General features: G+C 61.8%; 19 protein-coding genes and 1 pseudogene. 5 read left to right on the top strand and 15 right to left on the bottom strand.

What is annotated here, in order from left to right:
• Positions 1-50: 50 nt before the first annotated feature.
• From OPU96_RS22250 to OPU96_RS22240, 3 genes and pseudogenes are all read right to left on the bottom strand, one after another.
• A pseudogene (locus tag OPU96_RS22250) lies at positions 51-215 on the bottom strand (LysR family transcriptional regulator); the annotation flags it as partial.
• A 127-nt stretch (positions 216-342) separates the two neighbouring features.
• On the bottom strand, positions 343-1,311 hold the full coding sequence (locus tag OPU96_RS22245) for a LysR family transcriptional regulator (protein ID WP_192297585.1): 969 nt from the start codon (positions 1,309-1,311) through the stop codon (positions 343-345).
• Between the two features lie 84 nt (positions 1,312-1,395).
• The gene (locus OPU96_RS22240) at positions 1,396-3,477 is read right to left on the bottom strand and encodes a hypothetical protein (RefSeq protein WP_498559688.1); all 2,082 of its coding nucleotides are present in this window, start codon (positions 3,475-3,477) and stop codon (positions 1,396-1,398) included.
• A gap of 188 nt (positions 3,478-3,665) precedes the next feature.
• Here OPU96_RS22240 and OPU96_RS22235 point away from each other — a divergent pair, with 188 nt between their 5' ends.
• From OPU96_RS22235 to OPU96_RS22220, 4 genes are read left to right on the top strand one after another with little or no spacing between them, the layout of a single operon-like run.
• On the top strand, positions 3,666-5,201 hold the full coding sequence (locus tag OPU96_RS22235) for an efflux transporter outer membrane subunit (protein WP_192297581.1): 1,536 nt from the start codon (positions 3,666-3,668) through the stop codon (positions 5,199-5,201).
• Positions 5,202-5,211: 10 nt separating this feature from the next.
• Positions 5,212-7,389, top strand: a complete 2,178-nt coding sequence (locus OPU96_RS22230; RefSeq protein ID WP_192297579.1) for an FUSC family protein — start codon at positions 5,212-5,214, stop codon at positions 7,387-7,389.
• Positions 7,379-7,579 carry a DUF1656 domain-containing protein gene (locus OPU96_RS22225; protein ID WP_017738673.1) on the top strand — a complete coding sequence of 67 codons (201 nt, stop codon included), beginning with the start codon at positions 7,379-7,381 and terminating at the stop codon, positions 7,577-7,579. Before OPU96_RS22230 ends, OPU96_RS22225 begins: the two co-directional genes overlap by 11 nt.
• Positions 7,580-7,589: 10 nt before the next feature.
• Positions 7,590-8,450, top strand: a complete 861-nt coding sequence (locus tag OPU96_RS22220; protein ID WP_498559687.1) for an efflux RND transporter periplasmic adaptor subunit — start codon at positions 7,590-7,592, stop codon at positions 8,448-8,450.
• A 39-nt stretch (positions 8,451-8,489) separates the two neighbouring features.
• Here the strand turns inward: OPU96_RS22220 and OPU96_RS22215 are convergent, their stop codons facing one another.
• From OPU96_RS22215 to OPU96_RS22200, 4 genes are all read right to left on the bottom strand, one after another.
• A complete protein-coding gene (locus tag OPU96_RS22215) occupies positions 8,490-8,951 on the bottom strand; it encodes a hypothetical protein (RefSeq protein ID WP_463983253.1) in 462 nt (153 codons plus the stop codon).
• Positions 8,941-9,867 carry an Ssp4 family T6SS effector gene (ssp4, locus tag OPU96_RS22210; protein WP_463983254.1) on the bottom strand — a complete coding sequence of 309 codons (927 nt, stop codon included), beginning with the start codon at positions 9,865-9,867 and terminating at the stop codon, positions 8,941-8,943. The genes OPU96_RS22215 and ssp4 overlap by 11 nt, the downstream gene beginning before the upstream one ends.
• 220 nt (positions 9,868-10,087) lie before the next feature.
• Entirely contained in the window at positions 10,088-10,489 is a 402-nt protein-coding gene (locus tag OPU96_RS22205; protein WP_305392096.1) for a DUF4440 domain-containing protein, read from the bottom strand.
• The gene (locus tag OPU96_RS22200) at positions 10,486-11,670 is read right to left on the bottom strand and encodes an MFS transporter (protein ID WP_226457459.1); all 1,185 of its coding nucleotides are present in this window, start codon (positions 11,668-11,670) and stop codon (positions 10,486-10,488) included. Before OPU96_RS22200 ends, OPU96_RS22205 begins: the two co-directional genes overlap by 4 nt.
• A gap of 110 nt (positions 11,671-11,780) precedes the next feature.
• Between OPU96_RS22200 and OPU96_RS22195 the strand changes: the two genes are divergently transcribed.
• Positions 11,781-12,638, top strand: a complete 858-nt coding sequence (locus tag OPU96_RS22195; RefSeq protein ID WP_305392098.1) for a LysR family transcriptional regulator — start codon at positions 11,781-11,783, stop codon at positions 12,636-12,638.
• On the opposite strand, the gene OPU96_RS22190 is transcribed toward OPU96_RS22195, so the two are convergent.
• The 8 genes from OPU96_RS22190 to OPU96_RS22155 form a co-directional block, all read right to left on the bottom strand.
• Positions 12,635-13,447 (bottom strand): SDR family oxidoreductase, encoded by an 813-nt coding sequence (locus OPU96_RS22190; RefSeq protein WP_498559686.1) that lies wholly within the window; start codon positions 13,445-13,447, stop codon positions 12,635-12,637. The two genes, OPU96_RS22195 and OPU96_RS22190, sit on opposite strands and share 4 nt — an antisense overlap.
• A gap of 14 nt (positions 13,448-13,461) precedes the next feature.
• Positions 13,462-13,926 carry a multidrug transporter gene (locus OPU96_RS22185; RefSeq protein WP_124527405.1) on the bottom strand — a complete coding sequence of 155 codons (465 nt, stop codon included), beginning with the start codon at positions 13,924-13,926 and terminating at the stop codon, positions 13,462-13,464.
• 277 nt (positions 13,927-14,203) lie between these two features.
• Positions 14,204-15,655 carry a mannose-1-phosphate guanylyltransferase/mannose-6-phosphate isomerase gene (locus OPU96_RS22180; RefSeq protein ID WP_226457456.1) on the bottom strand — a complete coding sequence of 484 codons (1,452 nt, stop codon included), beginning with the start codon at positions 15,653-15,655 and terminating at the stop codon, positions 14,204-14,206.
• Between the two features lie 151 nt (positions 15,656-15,806).
• Entirely contained in the window at positions 15,807-16,460 is a 654-nt protein-coding gene (locus tag OPU96_RS22175; protein ID WP_192297567.1) for an alginate O-acetyltransferase AlgF, read from the bottom strand.
• 16 nt (positions 16,461-16,476) lie between these two features.
• A complete protein-coding gene (locus OPU96_RS22170) occupies positions 16,477-17,652 on the bottom strand; it encodes an alginate O-acetyltransferase (RefSeq protein ID WP_192297565.1) in 1,176 nt (391 codons plus the stop codon).
• 10 nt (positions 17,653-17,662) lie between these two features.
• Complete coding sequence (locus OPU96_RS22165) at positions 17,663-19,087, bottom strand: MBOAT family O-acyltransferase (RefSeq protein ID WP_192297563.1); 1,425 nt, start codon at positions 19,085-19,087, stop codon at positions 17,663-17,665.
• Positions 19,088-19,315: 228 nt separating this feature from the next.
• Entirely contained in the window at positions 19,316-20,425 is a 1,110-nt protein-coding gene (locus tag OPU96_RS22160) for a mannuronate-specific alginate lyase (RefSeq protein ID WP_192297561.1), read from the bottom strand.
• 8 nt (positions 20,426-20,433) lie between these two features.
• Positions 20,434-21,882 (bottom strand): alginate O-acetyltransferase, encoded by a 1,449-nt coding sequence (locus OPU96_RS22155; RefSeq protein WP_192297559.1) that lies wholly within the window; start codon positions 21,880-21,882, stop codon positions 20,434-20,436.
• Positions 21,883-21,892: the final 10 nt, after the last annotated feature.

Genomic DNA, 21,892 nt, shown 5'->3' with positions numbered 1-21,892 from the left:
CTTCGCGGGCAAGCCCGCTCCCACATTTGATTTCTGCGGTTCGAACTACCTCAGTTCGCCAAACGAGCGCCGCCCAAACCCCCACTCAACTCATACGCCGCCAACTCCGCCTGATGCGCCGCCAGGATTTCCGGCATCACCCGAACCAGGGTGCCATTACGCAAACCCTCGATGGCCGCGTACACCGGCGGCAGGCTGACGCCCATGCAACGTGTACACCGTTCAACCTGTGGGAGCGGGCTTGCCCGCGAATGCGGTGGATCAGCCAGCAAGTCTGTATCTGACACACCGCCTTCGCGGGCAAGCCCGCTCCCACATTTGATTTCTGCGGTTCGAACTACCTCAGTTCGCCAAACGAGCGCCGCCCAACCCCCCACTCAACTCATACGCCGCCAACTCCGCCTGATGCGCCGCCAGGATTTCCGGCAACGACCCGCGCAGGTATTCCACCCAGGTCTTGATCTTCGCATCCAGGTACTGGCGCGACGGGTAGATGGCGTACAGGTTCAGCTCCTGGGAGCGGTAGGTCGGCATCACCCGAACGAGGGTGCCGTTACGCAAACCCTCGATGGCCGCGTACACCGGCAGCAGGCCGACGCCCATGCCGCTGGTGATCGCGGTCTTCATCGCGTCAGCCGAGTTGACCAGGAACGGCGAGGTGTTGATCGCCACGCTTTCCTGGCCTTCGGGGCCGTTGAAGGTCCATTTGTCCAGCTGGATCACCGGGCTGACCAGGCGCAGGCAGGCGTGGTTGAGCAAATCATGGGGGCGTTGCGCGCAACCCTTGGCCTTGACGTAATCCGGCGAGGCACAGGCGATGCTGTAGGTGATGCCCAGGCGTTGGGACACGAAGCCCGAGTCCGGCAGCTCGCTGGCCAGCACGATGGAAACGTCGTAACCCTCGTCGAGCAGGTCCGGCACGCGGTTGGCCAGGGTCAGGTCGAAGGTCACGTCCGGGTGGGTGCGGCGGTAGCGGGCGATTGCGTCGATGACGAAATGCTGGCCGATGCCGGTCATGGTGTGCACTTTCAATTGCCCGGCGGGGCGTGCGTGGGCGTCGCTGGCTTCGGCCTCGGCTTCTTCGACGTAGGCGAGGATCTGTTCGCAGCGCAGCAAATAGCGTTTGCCGGCTTCGGTCAGGGCGATGCGGCGGGTGGTGCGGTTGAGCAAGCGGGTTTGCAGATGGGCCTCAAGGTTCGAGACCGCGCGCGAAACGTTGGCCGTAGTGGTGTCCAGTTGCGCGGCGGCGGCGGTGAAGCTGCCAGCTTCGGCCACGCAACTGAACGCGCGCATGTTTTGCAAAGTGTCCATGGGGGGTTCTCAGGGGCGATGGCAAATTGTGACATGAAGTTGCGCGCAGGTGTGCATCCACTGGGTGCCGCCCGCACCCAAGGCTCAGCGCAAGGTCCAGGCTGTGCTGACCCGTGCCTCATAGTGCGGCAGGTAGTCGAGCAGCATTTGTACCAGCGCTTCTTGCGCCAGGGCACGGTTTTCCTGGGTTGGCGTGCCTGAGGCGGTGGCCGTCAGCAACCTCAGGCTTTCAACGGCCTGGCGCAGAGCCGGGCTGATGCGTGCCAGCTCATCAAGTTCGGCGTCGAGCACGCTGCCGGTTTTTTGTTGGCCGATGCTGTCGAGCAACGTCTGGAACGCTTCGGCGTGCTGCTTCACGTAATGGTCCCAGGCGGGTCGCTCCGGCAGCAGGCGACGGGCGATGGGCAATACCTGGTCCAGCGAGTCGCTGCCCAATTGCTCGCTGCGCAATTGTTGCCGGGTGCGCAGGGACTGCAGATCGAACCCGGTGTAATGGTTGACCACTGGCGGTAGCCGCAGGTCGTTAGCCTTGCTCAGCGTGTGGCGCGTGAGCAACACCACGGGTTGCCCGTGTTTGATTTTGACCAGCACCTGGGTGACCGCTCGTTTGGCCGGATCGAGCAGTGAGGCGCTGATCGACTGGACCAGTTGCTCCCAGTCAAATGTCTGCTGGCCAATGGCGCAAAGCCCGTTGCGCAAGGTTGTCTTGATCACCTGGGCGCCTTGGAGCGGGGCGATGTCGATGCTCAGGTAATCGCCGCTCAAGTGCGGGTCGTCGAGTTTTCGATGGCTGACTTCGATGCTCACGCCTTTGCCGCCTTCGTCCTGGGCCGACGCCGTGGCGCTTACCGATCCGCTCAACACCTGGGCATGGCTCGCCAGTGTGTAGACCTTCACGGCATCCGGTCGGAGCAGTGCGCGGTGCTGCTGGATCACATCGAGTAACTGTCGGTCCAGGCCGGGGTCGACTGGCGCTTGAAGCTTCAGCCGCACGTAGCGCTCGAGCAATGCCTGGGCTTGCTGGGTGTGGTGCGCAGGCGTGGAAAGCTTTTGCATGAAGTGCCGGCTGCCCGACGCGGCCAGGCGCTTCATATCGTCGAGCAACCGCTCTGGCGTGTCGCCGTCGGGCGGCAACGGGCTCAGCTTGCGTGCGGCCATCGTCGCTGAGGTGTCGTACAGGCCGAGAATATCCAGCGCCTTGTGCGGGTAGGTGCGCCGCAGTGTCAGGTCCATTGCACTGTTGAGCTTGAGGAAGCTGAAGACATCGACGGCGACGTCGCTGCGTGCACTGATGATGAAGCCTTTTTCCGTTTTGAGCGGCCCGGGAGTGTCGTACAGGCATGGCAGTTCGATGTCGGCCAAGCCGTTTTCGGCCAGTGCCTGCCTGACACCCGGCTGGCTCAGTGCCGAATAATCCCGCTGCCTTTGCAGCGTGCTGCCGGGAACGTCGGCGTAGTGCGCCAGGCTCGCGTACTCCTTGGAGGAAAAATAGCCAAGGCTGAGCTGGCTGCGCGACTGGCTCTGGCCCAGGTTCAGCGCGATGGATTTCAGCTTGCCCTGCAGGGCAATGACCCGCGAGCGCTCGATACGCTGGTCACGGGTGATTTCCAGGTGTGAGTCGTTCGTCAGGCAAGGGCCTGCACTGAGCTGCCGGGAGGGTTCCAGCATGAAGTCATACCCGAGATGGTAGTGGCTCGAACGTTTGTCCCCGGCGCTGACATCGGCAAGCGAGCGCAGTCTGGCGGGGGCCTGGCGCGTATGCCGGGCTTCGCCGACGGCCGCGCGAAATTGCCATTTGAGCGCACGGCACAAGCTGTAGTCAGCCTCAATCTGTGGGTTGCCGCGGGTACGGTGGCGTTCAAGCAGGTGTTCGGCCTTTTTGAAAAAGGCGTAGAAGCCTGGGAGTTCGTCGGCCGAGACTTCCAACTGCGGTTCGCTGTGGGTCAGCGTCTGGTGCAGCGCCCTGATCGGTTGTAGCTCCTGGGAACTGCCCGCGTAGGACTGCAGCTTTTCCAGCAGTGTGTCTGCGATCCAACGCACATCGCGTTGCACCGGCAGCATCCCCGGACGCAACGGCTCAGGGCGCAGATGTAACTGCCTGCGCAAGCCGTCGGCGGTGTCGTGTACCGGCGGCAGCGGGGTAAACGTGCTGAGGGCTGAAAGCATGGGCGGCTCCAAGCGTGCTTAGGTGCCTCATTCTGTTGCTCGCTTGCCCCCTACTATGTAGGTCAAATGCCCGGATTATCGCTAGAACGGTAACAAAGATTCACAGGAATACCCGCTTATCGTCCTCCAGGCCGCCGCCTAGAATTGCGCTACCTACCTCGCAACACCACCTCAGGAATACGCTTGCCGTGCCGCGTCGCATCAGCAGAGAGCCGAAGACTCTCATTAACAGAGGGCTGAAGGCTCTCAGTGTTTGCGCCTTATCGTTAGCAATCAGCGGCTGCATCGGAACCGGAGGAATCGCCCCCCAAGGCCAGGCCCTCAGCGCCAATACCCTGGCCACCGACGAAGCGATCCAGAGTGCCATCCGGGATGCCCATTGGCCCGCCAGTCAGTGGTGGCAGGCCTATGGCGACCCGCAACTGAACCGTTGGGTCGAACTCGCCACGCAAAACAGCCCAAGCCTGGCCATGGCCGCCGCCCGTGTGCGTGAAGCGCGCGCCATGGCCGGGATTGCCGAGTCGGCCGAGTCGCTGCAGATCAACGGCAACACCAGCCTCAAGCGCCATAACTGGCCGAAAGACCAGTTCTACGGCCCTGGCGAGCTGAGCGGCGCCAACACCTGGGACAACAACGCGTCCCTGGGCCTGAGCTACGCCCTCGACCTGTGGGGCCGCGAAAGCAACACCACCGAGCGCGCCGTCGACCTGGCGCACATGAGCGCCGCCGAGGAGCGCCAGGCCAGGCTCGAATTGCAGAACAACGTGGTGCGCGCCTATATCCAGTTGTCGTTGCATTACGCCAACCGCGACATCGTTGCCGCGACATTGGCCCAGCAACAGCAGATCCTCGACCTGGCCAACAAACGCCTGGACGCCGGGATCGGCACGCACTTGGATGTCAGCCAGGCCGAAACCCCGTTGCCGGAAACCCATCGCCAACTGGACGCCCTGGACGAAGAAATCGCCCTGAGTCGCAACCAGATCGCGGCACTGGCCGGCAAAGGGCCGGGGGAGGGCGCGCAATTGCAGCGTCCGAGCCTGGCCCTGGCCGCGCCGCTGAAGTTGCCGTCGAGCCTGCCCGCACAATTGCTCGGCCAGCGCCCGGACGTGGTTGCCAGCCGCTGGCAGGTCGCGGCCCAGGCCCGTGGCATCGATGTGGCTCACGCCGGGTTCTATCCCAACGTCGACCTGGTCGGCAGCCTTGGCTACATGGCCACGGGCGGCGGCATGCTGGAGTTTCTGGCCGGCAAGAAATTCAACTACAACGTGGGGCCGGCGATCACCTTGCCGATCTTCGACGGCGGGCGATTGCGTGCCGAACTGGGCGAAGCCAGCGCCGGGTATGACGTGGCCGTGGCCAAGTACAACCAGACCCTGGTCAATGCGCTCAAGGGCATCAGCGACCAGTTGATCCGCCGCGAATCCATGGACAAGCAATCGGCCTTCGCCGCGCAATCGGTGGCTTCGGCGCAGAAAACCTACGACATCGCGATGATCGCCTATCAGCGTGGCCTCACCGATTACCTCAATGTGCTCAACGCGCAGACGTTGTTGTTCCACCAGCAGCAGATCGAGCAACAGGTCCAGGCCGCGCGCCTGAGCGCCCATGCCGAACTGGTCACCGCCCTGGGCGGCGGTCTAGGTGCTGGCGACGACGTACCACCAGACGCCAAGACCCTTCCGAGCAAGACCCCGGCGGCACTCGCCGTGTTTGATCACTGAGTAGGATTTGATGACTCCCTTGCCTGCACCGCTGCGCTGGCTGCACTCCCTTGAGTGGCGCCGCGGTTTTTTCGACTGGGCGCGCAGCGACGGCGTGACCTGGGTGTATATCTTCAAGGTGCTGATCGCCGCGTTTCTCACGCTGTGGCTGGCCATGCGCCTGGAACTGCCGCAACCGCGCACCGCGATGATCACCGTATTTATCGTGATGCAACCGCAAAGCGGCCAGGTGTTCGCCAAGAGTTTCTACCGCTTCCTCGGCACCCTGGCGGGGTCGGCGGTGATGGTGTTGTTGATCGCCTTGTTCGCGCAGAACACCGAACTGTTCCTCGGCGCATTGGCGATCTGGGTCGGCGTGTGCACGGCAGGGGCGACCCGCAACCGTAACTTTCGCGCCTATGGTTTTGTCCTTGCGGGCTACACCGCGGCGATGGTCGGCTTGCCCGCCCTGGCCCATCCAGACGGCGCCTTCATGGCGGCGGTGTGGCGCGTGCTGGAAATCTCCCTGGGGATTTTGTGCTCCACCCTGGTCAGCGCCGCGATCCTGCCGCAAACCTCCAGCGCCGCCATGCGCAACGCGCTTTACCAGCGTTTCGGCGTGTTCGCGCTGTTCGTCACTGACGGCCTGCGCGGGCGCAGCCAGCGCGAAGGGTTCGAGGCCAGCAACGTGCGCTTTATCGCCGAAGCCGTAGGCCTGGAAGGGCTGCGCAGCCTCACGGTGTTTGAAGACCCGCACATGCGCAGGCGCAACGGGCGGCTCAGTCGCCTGAACAGCGAATTCATGAGCATCACCACGCGCTTCAACGCCTTGCACCAGTTGCTCGAACGGCTGCGCACCGATGCGGCCGATCATGTGGTGGCGGCCATCAAGCCGGGCCTGCACGACCTGGCCGAACTGCTCGACGGCTTCTCCGGGCGCGCCCTCACCAGCCCCGACGCCGCGCGCCTGGTGGTGCAACTCAGCGCCTACAAGGACGGCCTGCCCGCCAAGGTGCGCAGCCTGCGCGCAACTTTCCAGGAAGGTGACCCCACCGACGCCGAGCAACTGGATTTCCACACCGCCTACGAGCTGCTGTACCGCTTCGTCGACGACCTGCACAACTACGCGCAAACCCACGCCTCCCTGGCCGACCACAGCCACGCCCGCGAAGACTGGGACGAACCCTACACGCCGAAAACCAACTGGCTGGCCTGCGCCGCCTCGGGGATCCGGGCGTCATTCATCCTCATCGTGCTCGGCAGCTATTGGGTGGCCACCGCCTGGCCCAGCGGCGCGACCATGACCCTGATCGCCGCCGCCACCGTCGGCCTGTCCGCCGCCACACCGAACCCCAAGCGCATGGCATTCCAGATGGCCTGCGGCACTTTGATCGGCGCGCTGGTGGGCTTTGTTGAGATGTTCTTCGTGTTCCCCTGGATCGACGGCTTCCCGCTGTTGTGCGTGATGCTCGCGCCGGTGATCATTCTTGGCGCGTTCCTCGCTTCGCGGCCGCAATACGCCGGGGTGGGCGTGGGGCTGCTGATCTTCTTCAGCACCGGCTCGGTGCCGGACAACCTCACGGTCTACAACCCCTACACCTTTATCAACGACTACATCGCCATGATCATCGGCATGTTGGTGTGTGCCGCCGCCGGGGCGATCATCCTGCCGCCCAACAGCCGCTGGTTGTGGCGCCGCCTGGAGCAGGACCTGCGCGAGCAGGTGGTGTATGCGATCAGCGGCAAGCTCAAGGGCCTGGCGTCGAGTTTTGAAAGCCGCACCCGTGACTTGCTGCACCAGGCCTACGGCCTCGCCGTCGGCCAGCCGCAAGTGCAGCGCGACCTGTTGCGCTGGATGTTCGTGGTGCTGGAAGTCGGCCACGCGATCATCGAGTTGCGCAAGGAACAGGCGATTTTGCCGGTGCATCCGGCGTACGCCGAATCCCAACCGTGGCGCCAGGCGATCCGCGTGATGGGGCGCTCGCTGGTGCGGCTGTTCCTGCAACCCAGCGCGAGCAACCTGGAGCGCGGCCTGATTGCCGTCGACCACGCGATCAGCCGTGTGCAGGCCACCGACGAACCCTTCGCCCCGCACTTCGACACCTCGGCCCTGCGCCGGGTGAAAAGCTACCTGCACTTTATCCGCACCTCGCTGCTCGACCCGCAATCGCCCCTCGCTGCCCTTAAAGGAGCTGCGCATGCCCCGTGAAATCGCGTTCCACGGCATCTACATGCCGACCATGACCCTGATGTTCCTGATTGCAGCCGTGTTGGCCTGGGCCCTGGATCGCTTCCTGGCCGGCTTCGACCTGTACCGGTTTTTCTGGCACCCGGCGCTGCTGCGCCTGAGCCTGTTCGTTTGCCTGTTCGGCGCCCTGGCGCTGACCGTCTATCGTTGAGAATGCCCCGATGAAAAAGTTTTTCAGCCTGCTCGCCACCTTGCTGGTACTGGCTCTGGCGATCTGGATTGGCCGTACGTTGTGGGTGCACTACATGCAAACCCCATGGACCCGCGACGGCCGTGTGCGCGCCGACATCATCAACGTCGCCGCCGACGTCACCGGCGAAGTCGTCGACGTGCCGGTGCGTGACAACCAGTTGGTGAAAAAAGGCGACCTGCTGATGCAGATCGACCCCGAGCACTACCGCATCGCCGTCAAGCAGGCGCAGTCCCTCGTCGCTTCGCGCAAAGCCACCTGGGAAATGCGCAAGGTCAACGCCCACCGCCGCGCCGACCTCGACGCCCTGGTGATCTCCAAGGAAAACCGCGACGACGCCAGCAACATCGCCGACTCGGCCCTGGCCGATTACCAGCACGCGCTGGCGCAACTGGAAGCGGCCGAGCTGAACCTCAAGCGCACCCAGGTGCTGGCGGCGGTGGACGGCTACGTCACCAACCTCAACGTGCATCGCGGCGACTATGCGCGCATCGGCGAGGCCAAGATGGCCGTGGTGGATATGAATTCCTTCTGGGTGTACGGCTTCTTTGAAGAAACCAAGTTGCCCCATGTGAAGGTCGGCGATAAAGCCGATATGCAATTGATGAGCGGCGAGACCTTGAAGGGCCATGTGGAAAGCATCTCGCGGGGCATCTACGATCGCGACAACCCCGAGAGCCGTGAGCTGGTGGCCGATGTGAACCCGACCTTCAACTGGGTGCGGCTGGCCCAGCGGGTGCCGGTGCGGATTCATATCGATGAAGTGCCGGAAGGCGTGCTGTTGGCGGCCGGTATTACCTGCACCGTTATCGTGGACCAAACACCGAACTGAGTGTGGGAGCAGCGCACTCGCCACACTGAGTCAGTCATTTCAGTGAATGAGCGACTTGGCGGCTCTGGTTTTGCGTCGGCGCTTGACCCGCAGCATGCTGGTGTAGCGGCGGTGGTTTTTGGAGTTGAGAACCAAGATGTAGAGCAGGGCTGAAAACAGCGGCAATAGGTTGAGCAGTGTCGGAGAGTGGTTTTCGAGATATGCGATTGCCAGCAGGGTATTCACGATGGCCACGGGTATAAGTATTCCATTGGCATGACGGAATCCCTCATACAGCATCTTCAGGCCTACGAAAAAAACCAGGCAGAGTGCCACGCCGGTTGCGAAAGCATATTCAGTGGGCAGGTGATTGACCGCGGCGTAGTACGACAGGCTGTGTGTCATATTGCCCGCAATACTATTCAGGCAAAGAAGTAGGGCACCGGCCCATGCCGGTAAAAAGCGATACGCGTATCGGCGCCAGACTTGATACTCCTTCAAAGGGTCGAAGCTATATTTCATAGCTTTCAAACTCCTCATACAGTGCAACAAGTATAGGGTTGATGTTTCCGGATATGCTGCTGCCCACGATAGCTAAAGTAGCTCCGATTTGATCTTTTAATTGAGTCATGATGCTTAGGCGTATTTGGGGGTTGCTGAAGCGTTTTGGTAAAGAACCTGACAGTTGTTTTAGGCGAACTATCTCCCGAGGATGACGGGGGTTTTTCAACCACAGCACCTCGCTGGTTAACTTTGCGCGTTCTTGGCGGCTCATGCGTCTCAATATGTCTGTCATGTCACGACCTGTTGAGCGCTTTATAGCCATCGCGGTTTTAACGGTGGCAAACGTACTGCTTCCCGCGCCGACTAGTGAGATGCCGTCCAAGGCAACAGTCATCGTCTGATACCAACCTAACGTGTCGTAATAGTCGTTCTCGGCGGGGTTGGTTAATTCGTTATAGGTCCGCCACAAGCTGTTCAAGCACTGCACGCCACCGGCAGCCGAGCCTGCATAGGCAATGTAGGACAACGCAAGGCTAGTGCCTGCGCTGAAAGGCGCTGCTGCCACTCCAGCCTTCGCGATCACGAAGCCAATCACCGCCCCGCCGCAGTTGGTAGCTATCCCCGACGCCTCCTTCCACAGCTGTGACTCACGCGGCGAGTTTGCCGCCAGCTTTGCGTACTCATCAGCAGTCATTAGCTGTCCCGCCACCTCCCGCAAAATCACGCGCTTGGGCCTGATACTGCACAGCGGCACAAACTCCCTCAGCACCGTCACCTGATAATCACTGCCGATATGCACCACCCCAGCCCCGACGATGGCCGGGTCGGCGTCAATGGTTCGATAGAGTGCTGGCAGGTCCAGCAGGCTGGTCAGTCGCTGGCGCGTGGTGGTGTGCGCAGTCGGCACGCCGCTTTGCAGGAAATCCCTGGGCATCCTTTCACCTGTGGGTAGACAGAGGTGAAAGAGCCTGAGGATTGGTTCCTTGGAATGATGTCAGGCGGTTCGCTGTTTCTTGTAGTACCTGGCCCGACTAGCCAGGCGTAAAGCTAAAAAGTGGGAGCGGGCTTGCTCGCGAATACGGAGTGTCAGCCAACGGATTCGTCAACGACCCACCGCTTTCGCGAACAAGCCCGCTCCCACATTTTCGACCGCATCAGACCTTGATGAAGGTTTCGTGCAGGTGGCGCCACAGCAGCGCGCCGCTGGCCTGTTTCTCGAACACCACCGTGGCGCGACGATCGGTCTGCGTGCCGCTGTCATCCACTTGATGCTCGCGGTAAGTCACCGTTGCACCGCGTGCATGCCGGTCGATCCCGGCCATCTCACTCAAGGTGATCTTCAACCCCGGGCGCATCCCGCCCAGGCGTGTGAACAACGCATTGACCCCGGCCGCATTGACCCGCGTGCCGGTGGCGGGGGCGACCATGCTGAACTCCGGGGAGAAGCGCGCAAGCAGGTTCTGCAAGGTGCCCTGCGGTGCGATGCCAGCAAACCACTGTTCGATCTCGACGTGGGTCTGGATCACTTCTTCAAAAAAATCGCTGTAGTCAATCATTGGTCAGCCTCGCTGGCAGGGTGAAGCAGTGTCCGTACCCTGGCGGTATCCAGGCGCAGCACCGCAAAAGCAGGTAGCAGTGTCAGAGCTGCCGCCATCGTGAAGGTTATGCTGAAGGAATCCAAGGCCGACAACAGCGCACTGAGCGCCGCTGCCCCCAGGCAAAAGCTCATTTGTCGATTGATATTCCACAAGGCGCTGGCGTGGCCCATGCGTTCGGCAGGGATGTCGAGAAAGGCCAGGGTTTGCGCGGTGCTGCTGCACAGGCTGCCGCCCAGGCCCATCAAGCAGTAGGCAGCGATGATCAGCGTCGGTTCGTTCAGCAACATAATGCCGACGCCTTGCAGTGCCATGCCCGTCAGCAGTAAAGGCTTCGGCCCCCAGCGGTTGAACAGTGTTTTGCCAAGGTAGATCGCCACTGCCGACGCCAGCGCCCACGGCAGCATGAGTGCGCCGGTGCGGGTTGCGTCGTAACCCAGGCCGCGTAGATAAAGGACGGCGATCAGGCTGGTGCCAATGAAGACGCCAGGGATGAACAGGTAAACCAGCATCGCCACGCGCAGCATTGGGCTGCGGACTTGTTTGAAAATGCCGCCCACTTCCAGTCTCGGGCGTGGGTTCGTGGGCTCATCGGGTGTTATCCACAGCAGCGCCAGCAACAGTGTGATCAAGGCCAGTGGCAGGTTGGCGTAGAAGATCCAGCGCCAGGACATGCTGTCGACGATCAAGCCGCCCAAGGCGGGGGACAACGCTGGCACCAGCAGCGCCACGGACATCACCCGTGCCGTCAACTGGCTGCGCTCATTTGCCGGAAAATACCGATAGGCCATGGCCTGCCCAACGGGAATCAGCAAGCCGCCGCCCAGCCCTTGCAGCGCACGCCAGCCGATCAACGTGTCAATGGAAGCCGCCTGGCCAACCATCACCGATGCGCCCGCAAACAACAGCAGGCTGGCAGCGATCAACGTGCGCTCGCCCAGCATTGCCGCCAGCCACACACTCAATGGAATGATCAGCGTGAGACCGAGCAGGTACGCATTGCTGATCCACGCCAATTGCGTGACCGAGGCGTGCAGGTCGCGGGCGATGTCCGGGTAGGCGACGGTGGCGACAAACATGTTCACCAGGTCCAGGGCAAAGCCCAGCAAAAAGATCCAGGCGACTTTCGAGCGGTAGGTCATGAGCGCGATCCTGCGAATGAAGCGGGCAGGGTAGGCCGGGCATTGCAGTTGGGCTACGTCGGTTTGCCTGTTAGTTTGTCAAAAATATTTTGACAAAGGAGGCCTGGCCCATGGTCAGCCTGGACCGATTCGACACCTTCAAGGCCGTGGTCGAGGCCGGCTCGCTCACGGCTGCGGCCGACCTGCTGGGCCAGACCCGCGCCGTGGTCAGCTTCAATCTCAAGCGCCTGGAAGCGGAGCTGGGCGTGACTCTGCTGACCCGTAACACTCGCCAACTGGCATTGACCGATGCCGGCGAACGCTTCTACCTGCGCTGTACCCGCATGCTTGAAGAAGCGCGGTTGGCGGTCGAAGAAGCGCGTTCGGAGCACGCCCAACTCAAGGGCACATTGCGCATCACCACCACGGTGGAATACGCCCTGGCCGTGGTTGCCCCTGCCGTGGAGGCCTTTCGGCGACTACACCCGGACCTGAACATTCACTTGTCCACGTCCTCGACCCATGCCGATCTGATTTCCGAGCGTTTTGACGTGGCGATCCGGTTGGGGCGCCTGCCGGATTCCAATCACCGTGCGGTGCAGTTGTCGACGTTCGAGGTATTCGCCGTGGCGGCACCGGTGTTTGCCGGGGCTGCCACCCTGGATGAACTGGAGCAGTTGCCCCGCCTGGGCCATGGGCGGCTGACGGGATTGACGGTAACCGACCCGGCAGGCACCGAATGTCTCTACCGCGTCGGTCAAACGACATTGGTGGCCGACAGTGCCGCTGTGCTCCAGGCGTTCGCTGTGCACGGCCACGGTGTAGCCGTGCTGCCACAGTGGCTGGTGAATGACGATCTGGAAACGGGGCGCTTGGTGCGCCTGTTACCGGACCATCGCTTCGACCCCCAGGGGGTTTATGCGATGTATCCGGACACCCGGCATTTACCCTTGAAGGTGCGGGCGTTCATCGATTTCTTGAAGGGTTAGAGCGCACCATCCAGCCCAAACCGTTTCTTCAACACCTTGTCCAGCAGCCCCTTGGGCAACAGCGCCGCCATCAACGGCAGCGCCCGGCTGCCATTGCCCGCGCGCAGCAGGCGTGGCGGCGTGGCTTGTTGTACGCCCTTGAGCACCTGGGCGGCAAACCGGTTGGCCGGGGTGGGGTTGTCCTGCGAGGCCTGTGAGCGCGCGCGAATGCCTTCGCGCAACGGCCACCAGGGCGATTTCTCGCTGATCAACAGCTCGGCCTGGGCACCGGCGTTTTTCGCGAAGCTCGTATCGATGGCCCCCGGTTGCACTTCCATCACGCGAATGCCAAACGGCGCCAGCTCCATGCGCAGGGCATCGCTCAAGGCATGCACGGCGGCTTTGGATGCGCAGTAGGCACCGGCAAACGGCGTGACCAGCACCCCGGAAACACTGCCGATATTCACCACCAGGCCTTTGCTGCGGCGCAGTGCCGGGAACAGCGCCTGGGTCACGCCGACGATGGAGAACACGTTGGTCTCGAACTGGCGCTGCATCGCCTCGGTGCCGCCGTCGAGCAGCGGGCCCATGGCGCCGTAACCGGCGTTGTTGACCAGTACGTCCAGCTCGCCCAACTGTTCAGCCAGGTGCTGCAAGGCGGCGCTGTCGTTGACGTCCAGTTGTACCGCGTTGAAGCCGGCGGCGGCTAAACCGGCGACATCGTCCGGGCGACGGGCGCTGGCCCATACGCTGTAGCCGGCGGCTTTGAACACGTCAGCCAGGGCGCGGCCGATACCGCTGGAACAGCCGGTGATGAGTACGTTGGGCATGGATCAATCCTTTGTCAGTCCGAGAAGCTGCCTTGCAGGTGCTCGGCACGAAATTCCAGGGTTTGCGGGCGGTAGCCGGGGCGCAGCGGTGGGGCGGGCAGGCAATCGTCCCAGGTGGCGCCGGCCTGCAACTCGCCGGGGCCGCGGTAGCGCGGGGCGGCGTAGACGTTGTCGGCCAGGTTGACGGTGTCGCCCGGCGCATAGGCGGCGACGCGCCAGCGCAGTTCGGTGAGAGGCACGTCGTTGCCATTGTTGAGGACCAGTTTCAGCGGACGGTCGGCGGGGCATTCCTCAGGCGCGTAGGTGATGCGCAGTTCCAGGCGCGCCAGTTGCGAGGCTTCGCGGTTGTCCAGCCAGACCACCCAGATGGCGACGAAACCCAGGCCGACCGCGGCCGCGAGGGATACCGGCAAGGCCTTGGCGGGGTAGCGCAGCAGCAGGATCAGCCAGGTGATGATCAGGAGAACGCCGAAGAACATGGAGACCACCTCGAATGGGGAGCGAGCATCCTAACTTAAGCGTAGGTGGGTTTGGGCGGCTTGAGAGATAGGTTGATGCGGCTGACGCCTTCGCGAGCAAGCCCGCTCCCACATTTTGACCGCGTATAACCTTTGGAATGCAATCAACCTGTGGGAGCGGGCTTGCTCGCGAAGAGGCCCTCACAGTCACCCCCAAACCCACAGAAAAAGCCCCCGCCCAACCGGCTGCGGATAGGGGACGCAGTCGGCTGGACGGGGGCTTCTTTTTACGACTGTTTTACTGCGCGATAGTTTTCACCGACACGCCACGCTCAACCGGCGTCGAACGCCCGTAAATATCTTCAAAGCGCTCGATGTCATCCTCGCCCAGGTAGCTACCCGATTGCACTTCAATGATCTCCAATGGGATCTTGCCCGGGTTGCGCAGGCGGTGCACCGAGGCAATCGGGATGTAGGTGGATTGGTTCTCACACAGCAGGAACACATTCTCGTCGCAGGTCACTTCAGCTGTGCCGCTGACCACGATCCAGTGTTCGGCGCGGTGGTGGTGCATTTGCAGCGACAGGCACGCGCCCGGCTTGACCGAGATGTGCTTGACCTGGAAACGCCCGCCCATGTCCACCGAGTCGTAGGACCCCCACGGACGATAGACCTCGCAGTGGTTCTGGGTCTCGCTGCGCCCCTGTTCGTTGAGGGTGTTGACCATCTGCTTGACGCCCTGGACCTTGTCCTTGTGGGCAATCATCATCGCGTCCTTGGTTTCAACGACCACGATGTTTTCCAGGCCGATCACCGACACCAGCTTGCCGTTGCCGTGGATCATGCAGTTCTTGCTGTCCTGGATCACCACGTCACCCTTGGTCACGTTGCCGTCGGCGTCTTTATCGTTGACCGCCCACAGCGAGGCCCAGCAACCCACGTCGCTCCAACCGGCGCTCAGCGGCACCACGCAGGCGCGCTGGGTTTTTTCCATCACGGCGTAGTCGATGGAGTTGTCCGGGCAGCAGGCGAAGGTGGCTTCGTCGAAGGACACGGTGTCGGCATCCTGTTCGCTGCGCTCAAGGGTCAGCAGGCAGGTGTCGTAGATGTCCGGATCGTGCTTTTTCAGCTCTTCGAGGAAGCGGCTGGCGCGGAACAGGAACATGCCGCTGTTCCAGAAATAGCCGCCGCTTTTGACGAACTCGACCGCGCGTTTTTCATTGGGTTTTTCCACGAACTGCTCGACGCGGCTCACGCCTTCGGGCAGCAGCGAATCAGCGGTGGACTTGATGTAGCCGTAGCCGGTCTCCGGACGGGTCGCCGGTACGCCGAACAGCACCATCTCGCCGCGTTCTGCTGCCACGGTGGCCAGGGCCAGTGCACGTTGCAGGGCTTTCTGATCTTCGATCACGTGGTCGGCGGGCAGCACCAGCATCAGCTCGTCGCGGCCTTCGTTGACCAGCATCATCGCGGTCAGGGCCACGGCCGGCGCGGTGTTGCGGCCGAACGGTTCCATCAGGATGCGCTGGCAGTCCAGCTTGCGGTTGCTCAGTTGCTCGTTGACGATGAAGCGGTGGTCTTTGTTGCAGACCACAATCGGTGTGTCCATGCCTTCGAACACCAGGCGTTCCAGGGTTTGCTGGAACAGCGTGTGCTCGCCCGTCAGCGCCAGGAATTGTTTCGGGAACTGTTTACGCGACAGCGGCCAAAGACGGGAGCCGCTACCACCGGAAAGGATTACTGGGATCATGGGTGTTTCTCCTTGAATCGAATTGGGTCAGAGCCTGTGGGCGCTGGCTGGCTCGCGAAAGCGGTGTGTCAGTTGGTACAGCGGGTGCTGAACCACCGCATTCGCGGGCAAGCCCGCTCCCACAGGAGGGGGCGTTAAATTGAAAATTTAATCAGCGGGTCGACACTGGGCGTTTCACCCAGACTGGCGACAGGCTCGAACCGGAGCCGGTCACGTACAGCACCGCCGCTTCACCACGTTCCAACGCAACCGGCTTCACATCACCGACTTTTTTGTCACCGTCATACAACGCCAGGCTCACTTTCACCGGGTTGATTTCACGCTCGCCACGGCCCTTGGCCGCCACCGACTTGACCACATCGGTCTTGCCGTCGGCGGTTTTCAGGGTCAGGGCCTTGTCGCTGAGGTTCTGCACACGTACCAGGGATTTCTGCTTGTTCTTGAACGGCGGCTCTTCGATCAATTGCGGTTGGCCGCTGCCGTTGTTGACCAGGGTGTAGTAGTGGTCGGCGGCAAGTTTGACCGGCACGGTCTGGCTGCCGACCTTGGCGCTGTAGTCACCGCCGGGCATGAAGCTGAAGTCGCTGCTGGCCAGGGGCGCAACGTCGCTGAGGTTGGTGCTGCCAACCGTCGCGCTGACTTCCTGGTTGGAGGCGTTGAATACGCGCACAAAGCTGGAGCCTTTCGGTGCGACGGGGCCGTACAACGCGGCATCACCGGCAAAGGCCGACATCGACGCGATGCTCATGCCAGCGGCGAGGGCCAGGGTCTTGGCGAGACGACGAGGAGTTGTAGTGAAAGTCATGTGAGTTACCTCTCTTTCAGTTTTGCGCCCGGTCGGGCGTCTCGGATTTTTCAAGGGTGTTCAAAGCCATGTTTTGTTGGCGCGAACCGGCTTGTTTAAGCTGCGCAACCCAGGACGGGTCGGCATCACCGATTTCGTTGTTCACGGGCAGATAACGTTCAGGAAACTCCCAGATCAGCACTTGTGGCGGGCTGTTCTTGAAGTCATCGCTTTTCAGGTAGCTGAGCATCGGCAAGATCGGGCCGTGGCCGTCTTCCGAATAGTTGATGACGTCGCTGTGCAGGGCTTGCTTGAGCGCACCGACGAAGTTCCAGTTGGGGTTGGCGCTGTAGCTGGTGCCGACCAGCGCCACCGGGGTTTCGCTGTTGCTGAACAGCGCATCGTCGCCCCCGGCTTCGGCCAGATGGGTCACGCGTTTTTGCAGCGGTTCTTTGGGTGGCATCAGGTTTTCGAACAGCGGGTCCAGGGGCAGGAACAGACGCAGGTCGCCTTTATGCGGTGCGGTGCTCTCGGCCTCGGTGACAAAACGCTGCGGCTCGCCGCTCAGCGGGGTTTTCTCGGCAATGGTCTTGGCCAGTTGCTTGGCGGCGATTTCCGCCCCGTCCGGCGTCCAGTGGGTATCGGTACGCAAGAACACTTGCGTGCCGCTCAGCTTGGCCTGTTGCAGTGGGCCAAGCAGATCAGGTGCCGGGATCTTGTCGGCCGCCACACGGGCGTGGAAGTCCTGATACAGGTTGGCGTGGATGCTTGCCGGCTTCACGTCGCCGACGTGCTCCGGGTACAAGCGCACCTTGGCCGGGACAATCGCCATGACCAACTGCACACCTTGGGCCTTGAGCTTCTGGCGCACGCCTTCGACCAGCGCGTAGTTGCCTTGCAGGTTCTGGTCTTCGTTGACGATGGGGTTGAACTCCTCGTCGCTGTACAACCAGTGGTCGCGGCCCAGCACCACGCCAGGGCGGCCTTCGTTGAACAGCTTGTAGTCCAGCGCCGCCCAGAGGTTGGTGCCCAGGCGCTTGATTGGGAACTCGTCGTCGTAGTGGGTCTCGACGGCCTTGGTCCAGCGACCGTTAAGCACGGTGGCATCGGCGTTGGTGCTAAAGCCCAGGAAACTGCGCATCGACCACAGCCCCAGCACCAGCAGCATGGCCAGGAACACGGTGATGTAGAGCACGCGTAATGATCGGGTCATGTCGGCTCCCTCAGAATTGGAAGTAAAGGAACGGCGAGAAACTCTGCGCCGACAGTTTCAGGATCGATGCCGCGAACAGCAGCAGCACGCAGGCCCGCATGGCGTAGCCGGGCACGCTGCGCGCCGGGTTTGGCGTCGCGGGATGGTCACGGTAGAAATCGCGCAGGCCAAAGAACGCCAACGTGGCATACGCCACCACCAGGGTTGCCACTTGCAGGCCGGTGAGGCTGGCGCGGTTGAGTTCCGACAGCGACCACTCGTTGAAACTGAACATTGCGCCATACATGCGGCCGGCAACGTGCAGGTTCTCGGCGCGGAAGATCACCCAGCCCACGACGACCAGCAGGAAGGTGAAGGCCCAACGCACCGGGTTGAAGCTGCGCGGCGACGTGTTGAGGCCGATGGCTTTTTCAATCGCCAGCCACATGCCGTGCCACGCACCCCAAACGATGTAAGTGATGTTCGCGCCGTGCCACAGGCCACCGAGCAGCATGGTCAGGAACAGGTTGCGGTAAGTGGTCAGCGTGCCTTTACGGTTGCCGCCCAGGGTGATGTACAGGTAGTCACGCAGCCAGGTGGACAGGCTGATGTGCCAGCGCCGCCAGAACTCGGTGATCGACTGGCTGATGTACGGCTGCTTGAAGTTTTCCATGAAGCGGAAACCCATCATCAAGCCCAGGCCGATGGCCATGTCGCTGTAGCCGGAGAAGTCGAAGTACAGCTGCGCGGTGTAGGCCAGCGCGCCGAGCCAGGCATCGCCGGTGGTGGGGTTTTGCAGGGCGAAGCAATGGTCGGCCACCACCGCCAGGGTGTCGGCGATGAACACCTTCTTGATGAAACCCTGCATGAACCGCGTGCAGCCCTCGGAGAATTTGTCGAGGGTGTGGGTGCGATTGTTGAACTGGTCGGCCAGGTCGCGAAAGCGCAGCACGGGGCCGGCGATCAAATGCGGAAAGATCGCCACGAACGCCGCAAAGTCGATGAGGTTGCGGGTTGCCGGGGTATCGCCGCGGTACACGTCGATGATGTAGCTGATGGACTCGAAGATGTAGAACGAGATCCCGATCGGCAACAGCACGTGGGTCAGGATAAACGGCTCCAGGCCCGCCGACTTCATCATCACATTGATGCTGTCGACACCGAAGTTGGCGTACTTGAAGTAGCCGAGGATGCACAGGTCGACGGCCACGCCGAGCAGCAACCAGCGCTGGGCCGGCTTGGTGCGCACCCCGGCGGCACCGACCTTGAGGCCGATCCAGTAGTTCCACAGCGTCACGGCGGCGAACAGCGCCAGGAAGTCCACTCGCCACCAGGCGTAGAACACATAGCTGGCAATCAGCAGCAGCAGGTTGCGATAGCGTTGCCCGCTCAAGTAGTACAAGCCGAGGAAGATCGGCAAGAACAGAAACAGGAACACATTGGACGAGAAAACCATCCCGATCTCTCCATGTTTAACCAACAGTCAAGGGCCGCAGCCCCCCCAAACCCCCCCACGAAAATTCGGGGGAGGGCGGTACAACATTCCAACTGTCGAAACCGGTTCAACTGTGGGAGCGGGCTTGCTCGCGAATGCGGTGGTTCAGTTACAGATGTGTCGACTGACACACCGCATTCGCGAGCAAGCCCGCTCCCACATGGGGACCCTGTTCCTTCAGTTAGTTATTCAGGAACCTTTGTTGCCTTTTTCATGCGCCGGGTCGTAGACCTTGGTCAGGTCACCCCCCAGGCGGAATGTCTTGAATGGCTGCATGCCGTGCTTGCGCTCGATCACATCGGGGGCGCAGGTGTAGAGGTTGCAGAACGGCTCAAGCCAGGCATATTTCATGTCTTGCTTGAGGTCCTTCATGTCCTGCTGCTTGCCGTTCTTCTGCTCGAAGATGTCCGGGTCTTTCACCCCGGCCAGGACTTTTTCACCCAGGCGCTTGAGCGCGCTGTTGTTTTCCTGGCGCAGATCGACACCGTTGACCAACGCAAAACTGGCGATCATCGACAGCGGCGGCAGCGCGTAGTTGTGGTACGACAGGGCACGTTGCTGGCGCTTCAATTCATTCGGCAAAAAGCCCTGGTCATCGACCTGGTTCACGCCGACCTTGTATTCCTTCACTGCCCAATCAAACAGGTCGCGACGGTTGGTGGCGATGGACGTTGCCATCACCGACCAGGCGGCCCAGTAGGAATGGTTGTTGGTTTTTTCCAGCGGCAGGTTGTCCCAGTCGCTGACCACTTGATCGGCAAGCTTGTTGAACCAGGCTTCGATCAGTTGGGATTCCTGCTGGTGATTGGCCAACGGGTGCGAGTCGGAGAACTTCAGGCGCACATAGGCCGAGGCCATGCTGCCCAGTGCCCATTTGCGCATGGACTTGCCGGTGTGGTTGAAGTCCTTGGACATCAATGCATCGGCCTTGGCCCACGACACCAGCCAGTTCAGGGTGCATTCGAGCTGTTCGGGGCGACCGTCACGCATGAACTGCATCACGCGCTTGCTGGTGTCTTTTTCCAGCTTGGTGATGTCGGCAGTGCTGTCACGGAAGGCTTTTTCCGACTGCACGTTCAGGGTGGAACGGGCTTTGTCCGAGCCTTCGTACTTGCTGCGAAACTGCAACGGCCCGGTGTACGGCGCCGGCATGGTGTCGCAGTTTTCCTTGAAGTCGCCGGTCTTGAACGCCTCGATCGGTGCGAAGTAGCCCTGGGGCGGACGCAGGGGCGCGGCGGCGTTGACCGAGCCTGCAAACATCGCCAGGCCGAGTAACGTAGGGATCAATAACTTCTGCATAGGTAACCTCATTGCCCGAGGGAGGCGGTCTTCTGACCGCCGCTTGGGAATACGTTGCGTGTGCAAATTTTCGCTTCAACCTTCTGCGCGGCCTGGCCCGCCTCGGGGCCTTGCACTTCCACGGCCAGCAGGTTCTGCGCGGCCCAGTCTTCATCGGTGCGCAGTTCAAAGGCGAAACGCCCGTCTGTATCGGATGTGTCGGGTTTCTCGATCTTGATGTCCTCGTGGCGCCCGTTCATGTACCAGAGGGTGGCTTGCAGGGTTTTCACCGACGGGTCGGCAAAGCGGATATCAACCTGGTGATTGGCGTTACGCAGGTCTTTGTTCGAACTGTTGACCATCAATTCGTTCTTGCCGGGCTTCAACGACGTGCTGGCGCTCATCTGTGCCGGCTTGCCTTCGCAGCCGTTGTCGAGCAGCGACATCATCTGGCGGTAGATGGTCTCCTGGTCCAGGCGGTACAGCGGCGAGAACTCCCAGATGAGGATTTTCGGCGGGCTCTTCTGGAATTCATCGCTGCCCAGGTACTGGATCATCGAACCTTCCAGGCCGCCGCCAGGGAAGGCGACGTTGAGAATGTCGGCACCGATTTCCTGCTCCAGGAAGCCGGCGAAGTTGTAGTTCTTGCCGCTGTGGCTGGTGCCCACCAGGGTGATCTGCGGGTTGCCCGAATCGCCGAACAGGTCGCCGTCGCCCGCTTCGCCCTTGGGCTCGGTGGTGAACTGGTCCATGTACTGGACCGCGTAGCTGGTGCCGCACAGTTGCCCGGCCATGTTGTGCAGGGTGCCGGTCTTGCCCATGCGCCCGGAGCGGGTGGTTTCGAATTCGCGCTTGGGAATGTCGGCGAACTCAGGCATCGCGCGCACTTTGGCGCCAACGATTTTCGCCGTGCGCTGGGCGCCGTATGGCGTCCAGTGTTGGTCGCCGCGGAAGTAGAAATCGTGGGCCGGCAGCTCATCCGGCAGCTGCTCATTGGTCAATGGCGACAGGTCCGGCACCACATAACCCATCTTGGCGAAACGGCCGAGCATGGTCTTGTAGTTGCTCAGGGCCTTGTCGAAGTCGAACTTGGCTTTCTCTTCGGGGTTGAGCTTGTTGCGGTTCACCAGGCCACGGGTCGGCTGGTAGACCACCACCAGTTCCACGCCCTTGGCCTTGAACGCATCGTGCAGTTGCTGCATGCGTTTGTAGCCAGCGGGGCTGGTGTCGAATTCGGTGCGCAGGTCTTCCTGGGTGCGGAACAACCAGTCGCCCTGGGCTTGTACCAGGGTGGTGAAGTTCTGCTGGTAACGGGTGGTGTAGTTCTTTGCGTCATGCGCCGCCGGGCACAGGCTGCAGCACGGTTCGGCAGTGAATTTCGGTGCCTGTACGTCGTCGGCGCGCACGCCCTGGCTGGCCGCGAGCAGGCCGAGGGTCAGACCCGAGAGGCTCAGCAGTTTGATCATGTGTGGGTGCATAAGGGTCATC

This window comes from Pseudomonas sp. RP-B7 (assembly GCF_059803535.1).
Note: the sequence above shows the minus strand (reverse complement) of the source record. Positions and strands in the feature narration are given on the sequence as shown.